Genomic DNA, 14390 nt, shown 5'->3' with positions numbered 1-14390 from the left:
AGCGCACTATGTTGCAGTGCAGCAAAGGAGCTTCGCGTGACCGATCAGCCTGTCAACCTGCCGACCCCCGAGTCGTTGGAGACCGAAGTATCGATCCCGGCCGTCCTTGCGGCATCCAAGCCGAGCAAGGCAAAGAAGGTCAAGGCCGACGGCGATCGGTTCGCCGGCGCGCCCGCCACCTTCCCCGGCGACGCTCCTGCCCCGCTAAACCCGACCGCCGCGGCTCCGGCGGAAACATCGTCCGAGGAACCCATCATGGCTACCACTTTCGAGAACGTCGTTGATAACACCACCGAGAAGACGCAGGCGCACGTTGCCGACATGACCACCCGCGCCAAGGACGCGATGGAGAAGGGCGCCAAGTTCTTCGCCGAGCTGAACAGCTTCAACAAGGGCAATGTCGAGGCGCTGGTCGAGTCGGGCAAGATCGTCGTCGCCGGCGCGCAGACGATGGCGCAGGACCAGGCCGCCTATGTCCGCAAGCAGTTCGAGGAGGCCACCGCCGCCGCGCGCACCATGACCGCCGTCAAGTCGCCGGCCGAGTTCGTCAAGCTGCAGGGCGACTATGTCCGCCAGCAGTTCGACGCAATGGTCGCCGAGACCTCGCGCTCGACCGAAGCGATGCTGAAGCTCGCCGGTCAGGTCGTGCAGCCGATCTCCAACCGCGTTGCGGTGGCGGTCGAGCGGATCAAGCTGGCTGCGTGAGCCGCAGTCGGCACGCCCGCAGCGCCGCTGCGGGTGAGACCGACAAGGCCGGCCGGCAGGCGGTGTAGCCGACCTGTCCGACGTCGTGGGATTTGCTCACATGACGGCCACGCCCGGGACAAGGGGCGGCGATCGCAAGATCGTCGCCCCGTTTGGCGTTTGCCACTTGCCTCGACCCCGCTCCTTCCCATATTTTTGAATAATCATGCAGCGCGATCACCCTTCCTGGCCGCCCACCGGGGCCGAGCGCCGGAGCGGCGACATCGACACCGACCGCGACGGGGGTCGGACCGGCACCGGCCTTGCTACCCGCACCCGCGCCAAGACCAAACAGCCGACGCCGTATCGCGTGCTGATGCTCAACGACGACTACACGCCGATGGAATTTGTCGTGCTGTGCCTGCAGCGCTTCTTCCGCATGGACATGGAGGCAGCGACGCGGGTGATGCTCCACGTTCACCAGAAGGGCGTAGGGGTCTGCGGCACCTTTTCCTATGAGGTGGCGGAGACCAAGGTCGGGCAGGTGATCGATTTTGCGCGGCAGAACCAGCACCCGCTGCAGTGTACGTTGGAAAAGGCGTAGCGCAGCCTGCGCGCAAGTAGCGGCGCTGCTTGCGACACGGGCAAGCCCGGCGGGCGGGCCGGCAGCGCCGAACCCGCTCGACGCAGCTTCGCCGTGGCGCGAGCGATCAAGTTTCAGATCGGATTATCGACGGCATCACGCCGCGGCAAACCCCGTTGTCGAAATGAGCCGTTGCGCTTTCCTGCGACCGTGCTCGCGCGTCTCGCGCCTAGCTGCGCTACTCGCCTTACGTGCTTCGCGATAATTGACGTATGCGCGTCGCATCGCCCTTGACGCGCCATCCGCGCTCGCCAACAACAACGAGGCGGAGCAGCCGACACGTCCCCCCCACGGCGTCGGCTGCCCCGCACCCCCTGTTCACCGCAAAGGCGGGTTGCGGCGTGCGCTCCGATCATCGGCGTCTCGACGACCACAGCACGTTCCCTATGTGCGCCCAAAGGTTACCGTCGTATTGGCGAAATCGGCCATTTACCGTCAGGTGCGTCCATGTTTTGCGATCAATCCGCCGGGGGAGGGGCCAGCGCGAAGGACAGGGTCACCCCAGCCTCCATCTGCGCCACCGCGGCCGGGCCCATCAGGTCGCGCGGAGCAGCGAAATAGTCCCGCGCCGACATTCCCATGAAGTCGCGGAAATCGCGGTAGAATTGCGGCAGGTCGTAATAATCCTCGCCGAGCGAAGGCGTGACCGGATTGCCTACCGCGCTGCGCACCAGTCCCAGGGTGCGCAGAAAGCGCTGGCGCCGCAGCAGCCGCTTGGGTGCGAAACCGAACGTCTCCAGGCACAGCCGGTGAAGGCTGCGCTCCGACATCCCCACCCGCTCGGCGAAGATCGCGACATCCGCGGGGGTGCTGCGCAACGCGCGGTCGAGCGCGAGCACGCGCGGATTGCTGAGCGGCCGCAGCGCCGCCAGCGCGGTCAGGATCGCTTCCCACCGGCGCACCGAAGCAACCTCGTCGCCGCCGTCCGCCACCAACTGAGCGTGAAGCGGCGCGGCCGTGGTCCCCAGCGCATTCTCAAGCGGCCGCACCTGGTTCGCCATGCGCGCGGTGTTGCCGCCGATCAGCCGGCTCCACCCGATCGGGGTCAGGCCAAACCCGGCCATCCGGCCCGGGCCCGCGGTAACCAGGCTGCGGCAGTCGGTCGGGCCGAACAGTACCGAAGGTTGCGGGATGGATGAAAAACTCCCGTCGATCGCGACCTGCCAGTCGCCGCTCAGCGCGAACCGGACATTACCCCATTCGGGGTAGAGGAAGTCGCGGATCGGCGCGGTCGCGGTGACGAAATAATAAAAGGTGACATAGGGTTCCAGCGCCGGCGACGGCCGATAGACCGTCACGGTCGCGGGCGCGCGATCGGGAGCGCCGGAAACGGGCTGATCGATCATCGGCGACGCTGCGACCCCAAAGGTTAAGCCCCGGTTTTCTAGGGCGTAATCGCCACCGATCGCGCGCACAAGCCGTCAGCCGTGCCGGCCGCGATGGCGGCTGTGCCAAGGCGGGAAGCCGCTTAGAAGCTGCCGCTGACCCCGAGCGTGAAGATCGGGCCGATCAGCTCGTCGGCATGGAGGCGATAGGACAGCGGCGCAACGGTGCGGCGTCCGGTATAAACGGCGCGATCCAGCCGATGGCGGGCGTTGAGCAGGTCGTCGGCCTGAAGACGCACCGTCAGCCCGCGGACGTTCTTGTGCTCGATGAACAGCGAGTCGAACACCGGTCCTTCACGCGGCCAGTAGACCTCCGACAGCCGGTATTTATGCGCATAGTGCGAGAAGTTGAGTTCGCCGCCCCAGGCGATCGCACTGTGCGGTACGTCGCGACGAAAGCTGATGTCGGCATAGCCGTCGCGGGTACCGCTGATCGGGCGCATCTCACCGGTCAGCGGGTCGCGAACGCGTGTCGCCTCGAAACCGATGGTCCAATCGAGCTTGGCGCCGGCCCAGCCGATCGGCTCCCCCTGCAGCGTTGCGGTGGTCTCCGCGCCGATGCTCGACGCATGCGGCAGATTACCGACGCCTTCGCCGGTGGCGCCGACGGGGATGATGTCGATGATGTCGGTGGTGCGCCGCCCGAACACGCGCAGCCGCGCCTTGCCCCAGCGGCCGAGGTCGTGGCCGCCCTCCGCCTCCACTTCCCAGCTCTGCGGCGGGACAAGCTCGGCATTGCCCGCATTCTGCCGGTCCTGCTGCAGATTGGGCTGGTCCAGGAAGTCGTAGAAGCTGATCTGGCCGACCTTGCGGCTGAGCTTCAGGCTGGCGTCCCAGCCGGCTGCGGGGCGCCAGCCGAGCGAGATGCTGCCCTTGGGCCGGAAGAAGCGGCGCGCCGGGACGTCGCCGTCGACCCGCGCAAGGCGGCTCTGTTCGGCCCCTGCCACGAGCTGCAGATCGAGGCTGGGGGTCAACGGGCGGCTCAATGTGCCGGTCGCCTCATAGCGTGTCTCCTCGACCTGCCCCGAGCCATCGGGGAACGGGGTAGGTACGAAGACGCCCGTGGTGCTGAGCGTTGCCAATGCGCCGCGCTGATCAAGCGCGTTGTAGGCGCGCTCGAGCGACAACTGCCAGGCATTGTGACCGGTGGTCCAGCTATATTCGCCGCGCGCGACCATCTCCTGGATCAGGCTGCGGCGTTCGAAGCGGATGCCCTCCGTGGGCGCGCCGCTGTCGTAGCTGCTGGTCTGGGTTTGGATCACCGGCTCGTGGTCGACGTGGCGGACACCGATCAGCTTGAGGCGGCCCGGCCCCAGTGCTGCTTCGGCATCGGCGTTGATGTCGTAATAGGCGCCGGACAGGTGGTTCTGCGTCAGGCGGAAGCGGTTGTTGCCGTCGGGGCGCAGCCGCCGCTCGCCGTCGTAGCCGCGGTTGCGATAGGGAGTGACCGCCAGCTCCAGATGCGCAAGCGAGGAGCCGGGGCCGTCGATGCCGAACTTGGTGCGCAGCGTGACCATGTCCGACTCGTTGTGGAACCGTTCCTCACGCCGCTCGATCAGCGTGCCGTCGGGGGCGGTGACGATCTCGGGTCCGCCGAAGCCGCCGCGGTTGGCGTCGTCGGTCAACGACACGGTGTATGCGACGGGACCGCGGCGGCCGGTCATGCTGATCGAGCCGCCGAACAGGTCGGGATGCGTGAAGTGGGCGCGGAAGCCGGGGTCCCACGCGAACTGGCCGGTCGCGCCGCGGGCGGGGCGGAGCACGACATTGGCGACCTGGCCCGTCAGCCCCGCGACGCCCAGGCTTGCGGCATCGACGATCTCGATCCGCTCGACCAGCGGGGCCGGCGTCTGACGCAGCGTCGCGGCCGCGCCGCCCGATTTGTTCGCCTCGCGCCGGCCGTTGATCAGGACGTTCTCGGTCGCCTGACCCAGCCCGCGCTGGTCGTCGTCGACCTCCCGGATCGTGAAGCCCGGCACCTGAGCGAGCATGTCATAGGCGGTGCGCGGCGCGAAGCGGGCGAAGTCGGCGGGCAGGAAGGTGCGCGTGGTCGATGCGGCCGCAGTCTCTGGAGCGGGCGCTGGCTGGATGGGTGCCGGGGCGGCGGTCTGGGCCCATGCCGGTGGCGCGAGCAACAGGGCTGCCGTGGTGCCTAACGCAAATCGCCGAACCGTCTTAGTCATATAAGACGGTTTAGCACCTAGCACACCACTGTCAACTACGCTTGTAGTCGACAATCACTGCTGCGGCACTCCCGACTGTTCGCGGATAGACAAGAGGCGGGCAGTTCGCTTGCCCGCCTCGCGCGTCTCAGTGAGCGTCGCCGCCGTCGATCACCGGGAGCGTCTCGAACTGATGATAGGGCGGCGGGCTGGATAGGGTCCATTCCAGCGTCGTCGCGCCCTCGCCCCACGGATTGTCGGGGGCCTTGGGCCCGGCGAACAGCGAGTAGAGGACGTTGGCGAAGAAGATGATCATCGACCCCGCCATGATCTCATAACCGTGGCTGGCGACGGCATTCCACGTCGCGAACTGCTCGTTATAGTCGGGAATGCGGCGCGGCATGCTCTGCAGTCCCAGGAAATGCATGGGGAAGAACAGGATATTGACGCCCGCGAAGAACACCCAGAAGTGCGCGTGGCCGAGCGTCTCGTTTAGCATCCGCCCCGACATCTTCGGAAACCAGTAGGTGAACCCCGCGAACAGCGAGAACACCGCGCCCAGGCTCAGCACATAATGGAAGTGCGCGACAACGTAATAGGTGTCCTGCATGTAATCGTCGACACCGCCATTGGCGAGAACGACGCCGGTCACCCCGCCGACGGTGAACATGAAGATGAAGCCGATCGCCCACACCATCGGCACCTTGAAGCTGATCGATCCACCCCACATCGTTGCGATCCACGAGAAGATCTTGATGCCGGTCGGCACCGCGATCACCATCGTCGCGGCGGTGAAGTACATCTTCGTGTTCACGCTGAGACCGGTCGTGAACATGTGGTGCGCCCACACCACGAAGCCGACCACGCCGATCGCCACCATGGCGTAGGCCATGCCCAGATAGCCGAAGACCGGCTTGCGGCTGAAGGTCGAGATGATCTGGCTGACCATGCCGAACCCCGGCAGGATCATGATGTAGACTTCCGGGTGGCCGAAGAACCAGAACAGATGCTGGTATAGGATCGGGTCGCCGCCGCCGGCGGGATCGAAAAAGGTCGTGCCGAAGTTGCGGTCGGTCAGCAGCATCGTGATCGCCGCCGCCAGCACCGGCAGCGCCAGCAGCAGCAGGAACGCCGTCACCAGCACCGACCAGACGAACAGCGGCATCTTGTGCAGCGTCATGCCGGGCGCGCGCATGTTGAAGATGGTCGTGATGAAGTTGATCGCGCCCAGGATCGACGACGCGCCCGCCAGGTGAAGGGCCAGGATCGCCATGTCGGTCGACGGCCCGGGCTCGCCATAGGTCGACAGCGGCGCGTACAACGTCCAGCCATTGCCCGCACCGCCGAAGAAGGGCGAGGCGAGCAGCAGGCTGAACGACGGCACCAGCAGCCAGAAGCTGATATTGTTCATCCTCGGGAACGCCATGTCGGGCGCGCCGATCATGATCGGCACGAACCAATTGCCGAACCCGCCAATCATCGCGGGCATCACCATGAAGAACACCATAATGAGGCCGTGCGCGGTGATGAGCACGTTCCATAGGTGGAGCGAATGATCGAGCCCCTGCTCGCCGCCCGGCAGATAGCTCGCCCAGGTCTGCAGATACTGAATGCCGGGATGCGCGAGCTCGGCACGCATCAGCCCTGAAATCGCGCCGCCGATGATCCCCGCGGTGATCGCGAAGATCAGATAGAGTGTGCCGATATCCTTGTGGTTCGTAGACATGAACCAGCGCGCGAAGAAGCCCGGCTTGTGATCGGTGTCGTGATGATGCTCGTGCGCGTCGTGCGCGACGAACGCCTGCGTGCCGAAGGACGGGGTGAGGGCGGTATCAGTCATCTTATTGTCCGGGGTTGCCGGCGCCGGCCGGGTTGGCGGTGGCGGGCTGGGTCGCGGGCGCAGGCGCCGCCGCCGTCGGCGGGTTGGGGCCGGCGGGCGGATTGCGGAAGCTGCCGGCGGGCGCCGGCTGGGCGCCCGCGGCGCCCGGCTGCGGGATCACGGCATTCGACGGCGCGGCGGCGGCCGCAGGGGTTTGGAGATGACCGCCCTTGGCGAGCACCCACTGGCGGAACACCGCCGGGGCCACCGCCTCGACCGCAATGGGCATATAGGCGTGACGCGCACCGCACAACTCGGAGCACTGGCCGAAATACAGGCCCGGACGCAGGATGGTGAAGCTGCCCTCGTTCAGGCGGCCCGGCACCGCGTCCAGCTTGAACCAGAAGGCGGGGACCGCCCAGCTGTGGATCACATCGGCGGACGTGGTGATGATCCGGATCGGTACGCCGACCGGCAGCACCACGCGATTGTCCACCGCCAGCAGCCGCGGGCCGTCGGCGTCCGTGCGAACGCGATCGCCCGGTGCGGGGTTCTGATCGCGGTCGCGGAGCAGATTCGACGTGATCTCGAAATCGCCAAGATCGGGGTAGTTGTAGGTCCAGTACCACTGGTTGCCCGTCGCCTTCAGCGTGATCGCGTTGGCCGGCGCGGGCCTGAACTGCGCCTGGAGCAGCCCGATCGACGGCACCGCGATCATCACCAGGATGAGGACGGGCAGCAGCGTCCAGACGATCTCGATCGCGGTGTTGTGGCTGGTCTTGGACGGGATCGGGTTGGCCGCCTTGCGATAGCGGATCACGACCCAGATCAGCAGCCCCAGCACGAACAGCGAAATGGCGGTGATGAGCCAGAACAGGATGGTGTTGTGAAACCAGCTGGCGAACTGGCCGTTGCGCGTGACCTGCACCTGCGGCCCGAACAGCCCATCATTGGGGTGGCCGATGATCGGGTCGACCGCCATCGCCGGCGCGCCGTCCTGCGCCAGCAGCGGCGAGGCGGGGGCGGCGGGCGGCGTCGCGGCGACCGTTGTGGGCGCGGTATTGGCGGCGCCGGCGGGGCGGCTTGCCGCCTGCTGCGCGCTGGCCGCGGATAGCCCGATGCCCAGACCGCCGCCCAGACCGCCGCCCAGACCGCCGAACGCGAGCGCCGCGGCGGCCGTCAGCTTGAACCATCCCCGAGCAGCCATGCGTTCTGTCACCCTTGCCTTGTCGTGCCGCGACCCCCGGTCGAGCCGCTCGGGCGCACGCTTTTACGCCCATTTGCCCGAGGCCTATACGGAAGCCCCGCTCCCGCCTCAAGCGCCCATCGCGGCCACGTTGCTTTGTGTTGTGTCGGCCGGGGCCTGCCGTTGCATGCGCTTTGCCCGGCACCTAGGAGGCGGTGCAGGAGGCTCCGCAATGACCGACGACGAGGTGCTGGCCGAGTTCCGCGCCGCCGACGCGCTGCTGGAGGGGCATTTCATCCTGTCGTCGGGGCTTCACTCGCCGATATTCCTGCAGAAGATGCGCATCTTCGAGGACCCGGCGCGGACGGCGCGGGTGTGCGGCGCGCTGGCCGCCGCTATCCGGGCGGCGTTCGGGCCGGTCGACATGGTGGTGTCGCCGGCGATCGGCGGCATCATCCCCGGCTATGAGACGGCGCGCGCGCTGGGGTGCAAGGCGGTGTTCGTCGAGCGCGCGGAGGGCGAGTTCCAGCTTCGCCGCGGCTTCGTCATCCCCGCGGGCGCGCGCCTGGTGATGGTGGAGGACATCGTCACCACCGGGCTGTCGTCGCGCGAGTGCATCGCGGCGATCCGCCGCCATCCGGGCGAGCTGCTGGGCGCCGCGTGCATCGTCGACCGCTCCAACGGCACGGCCGAGATCGGCGTGCCGTTGCTGGCACTCGCGCGGCTCGATGTGCCCGCTTATCGTGCCGACGCGCTGCCGCCTGCGCTGGCCGCGATCCCCGCGGTCAAGCCGGGGAGTCGGGCAGCATGAAGACGGCCAAGCTGCTTGCCGTCGTCCTCGGACTTTGCGCCGTTCTGGCCGCGCCCGTCGAAGCACAGGCTCCCGCCCGGGCAACGGTGACGCCCTCGACAAGCGCGGGACGAACGGCGGAAGCGCGCCCACGCTCGACCGCGGAGGTGATCGCCGCCGTCGACGCCGTCGCGCGCCGCTACAACCTTGCGGGCGAGGTGCTCGTCGCGCGCGGCAGCCAGGTGCTGCTCGACCGTCCCTATGGCACGGTCCGCCCCGGCGGCGGCGCGCCGCATGTCGCGGGCGAGCGGTGGCGGCTGGCGAGCGTCACCAAGCAGGTGACCGCGGCGCTGATCGTCCGCTCGCTGCCGCTGCCGATGCTGGATACGGCGGCGGCGCCGATGGTGGAGATACGGCGCGATCCGGCGGTATCTCCGGGCGACCCCTATCCCCCTTTCGGGGACGTGACGGTGCGCCAGCTGCTGACCCACCATAGCGGGCTGTTCAACCCGGATACGACGCCCGTCGGCGCGGGCGGTGTGCCGGGCTTTTACGCTGCCGACCCGAACGGCGCGGGCGGAACGCGGCTGTGCTGGAGCAAGACGTCGGTCGCCGCCGCACCATTCTCCTATAATAACTGCGATTACCTGGTCGCAGACGCCTATATGCGGCGGTCGGGACGACCGCTCGCCTGGCCCACCGGTATGGCAATGGCGCGACCGGACGAGATCGGCGTACCCGGCTTCGTCCACGGCGCGCCCGAGCCGCACTTCCAGCTCGCCAGCTGGGGCGCGGCGGGCGGGCTGATGGGGACGGCGCGGGCGGTGTGGGCCTTCGACCGGTCGCTGATGACCGGCCGGCTGCTCCCGCCTGCCGCGCTTGCCGAGCTTTGGCGGCCGGAAGGGCACGGCTCTTATCAAGCGCTGGGGCAGTGGGTGTTCCCCGGCCCGCTCCACGGCTGCGCCGCGCCAAAGCGGATCGTCCAGCGCGACGGCGAGATCTGGGGGGTGCAGGCGCGCAACTTCATCCTGCCCGACGATGGGATCGCAGTGGTCTTCTTCACCAACCGCTCGGCCGACGACTTTACGGTCGGCGAGGTGTGGCAGGGGCGCGGCTTCGCCTACGACCTGCTGAGCGCGGCGGCGTGTTGAGGGCAACCTGCTCCTCCCCGGAACGGGAAGGTGGCGCGCGGCGAAGCCGTGTGACGGAGGGGGCCCGCCACGAGCGGCGCGCTTGTGGCGGGCCCCCTCCACCACCGCCTTCGGCGGCGGTCCCCCTCCCCGTACCGGGGAGGAGTTGAGCGAATGACCCTGCGTCTGGGCGTCAACATCGATCACGTCGCGACCGTGCGGAACGCGCGCGGGACCGACTATCCCGACCCGGTCCGCGCGGCGCTGATCGCCGCCGAGGCGGGCGCGGACGGGATCACCGCGCACCTGCGCGAGGACCGGCGGCACATCACCGATGCCGACATCGAGCGGCTCAGCGCCGAACTGCCGATCCCGCTCAACCTGGAAATGGCGGCGACCGAGGAGATGCTGGCGATCGCGCTCCGCCATCGGCCGCACGCGGCGTGTATCGTGCCGGAGAAGCGGGAGGAACGGACGACGGAGGGTGGCGTCGACGCGGCCGGGCTGCACAATCGGTTGGCGCCGCTGGTGCGTGAATTGGCAGCAGCGCAGATACGCGTGTCGCTGTTCATCGAGCCCGCGCCCGCCCAGATCGAGGCCGCGATCCGCCTGGGCGCGCCCGTCGTCGAGCTCCACACCGGCCGCTATGCCGAGCTGACCGGTGATGCGCAGGCGGCAGAACTGCGCCGCCTTGGCGACGCGGCGGCGCTGGCGGCGAAGAGCGGGATCGAGGTTCATGCCGGCCACGGGCTGACCGTCGCCAACGTCGCCCCGATCGCGGCGATTCCCCAGGTGTTGGAGCTCAACATCGGCCATGCGCTGATCGCCGACGCCCTGTTCGTCGGGTTGGGCGAAGCGGTGCGGGCGATGCGGGCGGCGATGGATGCCGCGCGTGGCTGACATCGCTCCTCCCCGTTCACGGGGAGGGGGACCGCCGTCGCGCAGCGGCGGTGGGGGAGGGGGCTCTCCAGCCTCGTTCCGCCTGTGGCGAACCCCCTCCGTCACGCGGCTGCGCGGCGCGCCACCTCCCCGTGAACGGGGAGGGGCATGGGCATGATTCTCGGCCTCGGCTCCGATCTCTGCTCGATCGAGCGCATCGCGGCGTCGCTCGCGCGGTTCGGCGCCCGCTTCGAGCAGCGCTGTTTCACCGCCGCCGAGATCGCCCGCGCCGACCGGCGGGCCTTCACCCGCGCGGGCACGCTGGCCAAACGCTTCGCCGCCAAGGAGGCATTCTCGAAAGCGGTCGGTACCGGCTTCAAACGCGGCGTCTTCATGCGCGACATCGGCGTCGTCAACGCGCCGTCGGGCCAGCCGACGCTGGCGCTGACCGGCGGTGCCCGCGCGAGGCTTGACGCGATCACGCCTGCGGGCCACGTCGCGCGCGTCCATCTGACCATGACCGACGATCACCCCTGGGCGCAGGCCTTTGTGATCATCGAAGCGGTTCCCGAAAGCACGCCCCGATGACCGACGCCGCCGTTCCAGAAACCTCCGCGGCCGATCCCGCCGTTGGTGAAGAGACGCCGGCCGTCAAGCGCGGCACCGACTGGTGGGGCGAACTCAAGGGCATCTTCTGGCTGCTGCTGGTCGTGCTCGGCTTTCACTCGTTCATCGCCAAGCCCTTCTACATCCCATCCGAATCGATGCTGCCGGGGCTGGAGGTCGGCGACCGGCTGGTGGTGACGAAATATGCCTATGGCTGGTCGTTCGTGTCGCCGACCATCCCCAACCCGGTCGCGATCTTCCGCAGCGTCGTGCTGCGTGAGCCCGAACAGAGCTGGACGGTCGGGCTGCCCTTCATCCACGGCCGCCTGCTGGGCCGTCTGCCCGCGCGCGGCGATGTCGTCATTGTGACGCCACCGGGGACGCAGAACGATTACATCAAGCGCGTCATCGGCCTGCCCGGCGACACGATCGCGGTGCACGACGGCGTCGTGATCCTGAACGGCAGGCCGCTGCAGCGCGGCGCGCTCCACTACGTCGACCTGCCCGAATATGGCGGCGTCCTCGCGCCTGACGGGACCGAGACGTGCGACAGCGGCGGCTACAATCAGGACGTCCGCCGCCGTGCCGCCGACGGCAGCTGGACCTGCCACCTGCCGGTGGTGACGGAGACGCTGCCGGGCGGGCGTCGTTACGACACCGTCGAGCTGGGCCCGAGCCAGGGCGATGAATACGGCCCGGTGACGGTCGCGCCGGACCATGTCTTCCTGATGGGAGACAACCGCGACCGCTCCGCGGACAGTCGCTTTCAGCTGTCGCAGCAGGGACTGGGCGGCGCGGTGCCGTATGAGAATATCGGCGGGCGCGCGGAGTTCATCACTTTCTCGCTCGACGGTTCGACGACATGGAACCCACTGACCTGGTTCACGTCCTTCCGCGGCGGGCGGGCGGGAACGTCACTCCACGCGACGCAGGCAAGATGAGCGAAGCGCAGCGCGTCGAGGCGCCCGCCGCGATCGAGCCCGGCGCCAGCCCCAACGAGATCCGCGATCCCGTCACGCGCGAGGAGCTGAAGAAGGTCCGGGTTTGGTTCGCCGCCGCCGCGGTCGCCGCGCTGGTCGTGCTCCTCATCCAGCAGCTCCTCATCATCGGCGCCGGCATCGTGCTGGCGGTGCTGTTCGACGGCGGCGTGCGACTGCTCGGTCGCCACCTGAAGATCGGGCGCGGGCTGCGCCTCCTTATCGTCGTGGTTGGCGCGATCGCGTTCATCGCGGGCACGTTTTACCTCATGGGGGTAGGCCTGACGCAGCAGGTCGAGCAGTTGCGGTCGCGGCTGGAGGGCCAGACAGAGCGTGTCACCGCTTGGGCGACGCAGCAGGGGATCATGCCCGGAACGTCGGACATCGGCGGCATTGCACGCCAGGCGCTGTCTTCGGTCGGGCGGCTGACCAGCTGGGTCGGCACGGCGGTCGGCGCGCTCACCACCATGTTCTTCATCCTGGTGCTGGGGTTGTTCTTCGCCGCCGAGCCGCGGGTCTATGAGCGCGGGGTGGCGTGGCTGGTGCCGCAGGCGTCGCGGGCCGAATTCGCGCTGACGACCGGCCGGATGGCCTTTACGCTTCGCCGCCTCCTCGCGGGCAAGCTGATGGGGATGGGGGCGGAGGGAGCGCTGACCTGCGTCGCCCTGTGGCTTGGCGGCGTGCCGCTGGCGGCGCTGCTCGGCATCATCACCGGGACCTTGGCGTTCATTCCCAATATCGGCTCGTTCATCTCGGGCGTGCTGATGGTCGCCGTCGGGTTCAGCGCCGGAACCGACAAAGGGCTTTGGGCGATCGGGACCTATCTCGCGGTGCAGGCGTTCGACGGCTACATCCTCAACCCGACCGTCGCGCGCAAGACGGTCGACCTGCCGCCGGCGATGACGCTGGGTGGGCAGATCCTGGCAAGTTCGCTGTTCGGGCTGCTGGGCCTGGCGCTGGCGGATTCGTTCGTCGCGATGGCAAAGGTAGTCTTAGAGCGCCGCGCCGAGCGGCTGGACGGCCGCATGGATTGAGGCATCAGCCCCCGACTAGACCGTCGAACAGCGCCAGATACTTCGCCACCGAGTCGCTTCCCGGCATCGGCACCGGCATGGGCCGTTCCGTTTCCCCTAGCCAGTATCTCAGCGCCGTCACCAGTCCCGGTGCATCGTCGCGCGCCACCACGCTGCCCAGCGACGGATCGGCGACGATCTCGCGCACCGCCGGGCTCGCCTCGGTCGCCACCACCGGCGTGCCCACCGACAGCGCCTCGCGCAGCACCCCCGGCACGCCCTCGTAATCGGAGGTGAGCGCCAGCACCGCCGCCCGCGCCATCGCGCCCAGCGGATCAGCGGCATGGCCGGGCAGGTGCAGCCGCGCCGCCACGCCCAATGCCGCCGCCTGGCGCCCCAGCACCGCGCGTTCGGTGCCTTCGCCCAAAATCACCACCTCGACCTCCGGCAGCAAGGGCATCGCGGCGATCAGCCGGTCCCAGCGCTTCTGCCCCGCCAACCGCCCGACCCCCAGCACGAACCGGCCGGGCGGCAGCGGCGGCGGCGGCGCGCCGAGCGGGACGGGCGGCGGGTTGGGGATGACGCTGGTCCGCCCCGCCATCCTCGTAGCCGCTGCCGCTTCGGTCGCGGTCGCGGGCGTCATCGCAACCAGCCAGTCGAGGAAGCGCCCGTGCAGCCGCAGCCAGACCCGGTGCCCCGCATCGACCATGCGGCCATGATCGCCGCGCCGCGCCGCATTGGACATCTTCGCGACGATCGGCGGACATGCGCGTCCCAAGCGCAGCCGGGTCAGCAGCGCAATGCCGGTATATTGGTTGCCCGCGCAGAAGATCACGTCGGGCCGCCGCGCCCGCACCTCGCGCGGCAGCGCGGCGGTCACCACCCGGAGCGGTCCGCCCAGCTCGACCAGCTCGATGCCCGCCGGCAGCTCGGCGCGCAGCGGTCCTTGCGCCCGCCCGATCACCAGCGTCACCCGCCGCCCCGCCGCCAGCCACCCCCCAGCCAGCCGCAGCATGGCGCGCTCGACCCCGCCGCCGGTCAGGTCGCGGGCGTAGGTAAGGATGTGTGTCGCAGTCACGCCGGACCCGCTACAGGGAACCCGCCATGGCTTCGACC

The 14390-nt window shown here is 68.8% G+C and carries 13 protein-coding genes; 8 read left to right on the top strand and 5 right to left on the bottom strand.

The genetic code is table 11. From position 1 onward, the window contains the following. Window positions 1-36: 36 nt before the first annotated feature. Both ACP2AD_RS15530 and clpS read left to right on the top strand, forming a co-directional pair. Complete coding sequence (locus tag ACP2AD_RS15530; protein WP_425230943.1) at window positions 37-705, top strand: phasin family protein; 669 nt, start codon at window positions 37-39, stop codon at window positions 703-705. Between the two features lie 205 nt (window positions 706-910). After that, window positions 911-1288 carry an ATP-dependent Clp protease adapter ClpS gene (clpS, locus tag ACP2AD_RS15525; RefSeq protein ID WP_425230942.1) on the top strand — a complete coding sequence of 126 codons (378 nt, stop codon included), beginning with the start codon at window positions 911-913 and terminating at the stop codon, window positions 1286-1288. Window positions 1289-1785: 497 nt separating this feature from the next. Here the strand turns inward: clpS and ACP2AD_RS15520 are convergent, their stop codons facing one another. The 4 genes from ACP2AD_RS15520 to coxB form a co-directional block, all read right to left on the bottom strand. Beyond that, window positions 1786-2673 carry a helix-turn-helix domain-containing protein gene (locus tag ACP2AD_RS15520; RefSeq protein ID WP_425230941.1) on the bottom strand — a complete coding sequence of 296 codons (888 nt, stop codon included), beginning with the start codon at window positions 2671-2673 and terminating at the stop codon, window positions 1786-1788. Between the two features lie 122 nt (window positions 2674-2795). Further along, window positions 2796-4847 carry a TonB-dependent receptor domain-containing protein gene (locus ACP2AD_RS15515; protein ID WP_425230940.1) on the bottom strand — a complete coding sequence of 684 codons (2052 nt, stop codon included), beginning with the start codon at window positions 4845-4847 and terminating at the stop codon, window positions 2796-2798. A 175-nt stretch (window positions 4848-5022) separates the two neighbouring features. After that, window positions 5023-6714 carry a cytochrome c oxidase subunit I gene (ctaD, locus tag ACP2AD_RS15510; RefSeq protein ID WP_425230939.1) on the bottom strand — a complete coding sequence of 564 codons (1692 nt, stop codon included), beginning with the start codon at window positions 6712-6714 and terminating at the stop codon, window positions 5023-5025. A 1-nt stretch (window position 6715) separates the two neighbouring features. Next, complete coding sequence (gene coxB, locus ACP2AD_RS15505) at window positions 6716-7900, bottom strand: cytochrome c oxidase subunit II (protein WP_425230938.1); 1185 nt, start codon at window positions 7898-7900, stop codon at window positions 6716-6718. 211 nt (window positions 7901-8111) lie between these two features. Here coxB and pyrE point away from each other — a divergent pair, with 211 nt between their 5' ends. The 6 genes from pyrE (at window position 8112) to ACP2AD_RS15475 (ending at window position 13295) form a co-directional block, all read left to right on the top strand. Continuing rightward, entirely contained in the window at window positions 8112-8690 is a 579-nt protein-coding gene (gene pyrE, locus ACP2AD_RS15500; RefSeq protein WP_425230937.1) for an orotate phosphoribosyltransferase, read from the top strand. Then, window positions 8687-9820, top strand: a complete 1134-nt coding sequence (locus ACP2AD_RS15495) for a serine hydrolase domain-containing protein (RefSeq protein WP_425230936.1) — start codon at window positions 8687-8689, stop codon at window positions 9818-9820. The genes pyrE and ACP2AD_RS15495 overlap by 4 nt, the downstream gene beginning before the upstream one ends. A 153-nt stretch (window positions 9821-9973) precedes the next feature. Beyond that, window positions 9974-10699: a pyridoxine 5'-phosphate synthase gene (locus ACP2AD_RS15490; RefSeq protein ID WP_425230935.1), complete on the top strand. Its 726-nt coding sequence runs from the start codon at window positions 9974-9976 to the stop codon at window positions 10697-10699. Window positions 10700-10852: 153 nt separating this feature from the next. Beyond that, window positions 10853-11266 (top strand): holo-ACP synthase, encoded by a 414-nt coding sequence (gene acpS, locus ACP2AD_RS15485; protein WP_425230934.1) that lies wholly within the window; start codon window positions 10853-10855, stop codon window positions 11264-11266. Further along, complete coding sequence (lepB, locus tag ACP2AD_RS15480; RefSeq protein WP_425230933.1) at window positions 11263-12225, top strand: signal peptidase I; 963 nt, start codon at window positions 11263-11265, stop codon at window positions 12223-12225. The genes acpS and lepB overlap by 4 nt, the downstream gene beginning before the upstream one ends. Next, on the top strand, window positions 12222-13295 hold the full coding sequence (locus tag ACP2AD_RS15475) for an AI-2E family transporter (protein WP_425230932.1): 1074 nt from the start codon (window positions 12222-12224) through the stop codon (window positions 13293-13295). The genes lepB and ACP2AD_RS15475 overlap by 4 nt, the downstream gene beginning before the upstream one ends. 4 nt (window positions 13296-13299) lie before the next feature. Here ACP2AD_RS15475 and ACP2AD_RS15470 read toward each other — a convergent pair whose 3' ends face one another. Beyond that, window positions 13300-14352, bottom strand: a complete 1053-nt coding sequence (locus ACP2AD_RS15470; RefSeq protein WP_425230931.1) for a glycosyltransferase — start codon at window positions 14350-14352, stop codon at window positions 13300-13302. Window positions 14353-14390 lie beyond the last annotated feature (38 nt).

Origin of the sequence: Sphingomonas sp. (assembly GCF_965248875.1) — a bacterium.
Classification (GTDB): Bacteria; Pseudomonadota; Alphaproteobacteria; order Sphingomonadales; family Sphingomonadaceae; genus Sphingomonas.
The sequence above is the reverse complement of the archived record's forward strand: the minus strand, read 5'-3'. Positions and strand labels throughout refer to the sequence as shown.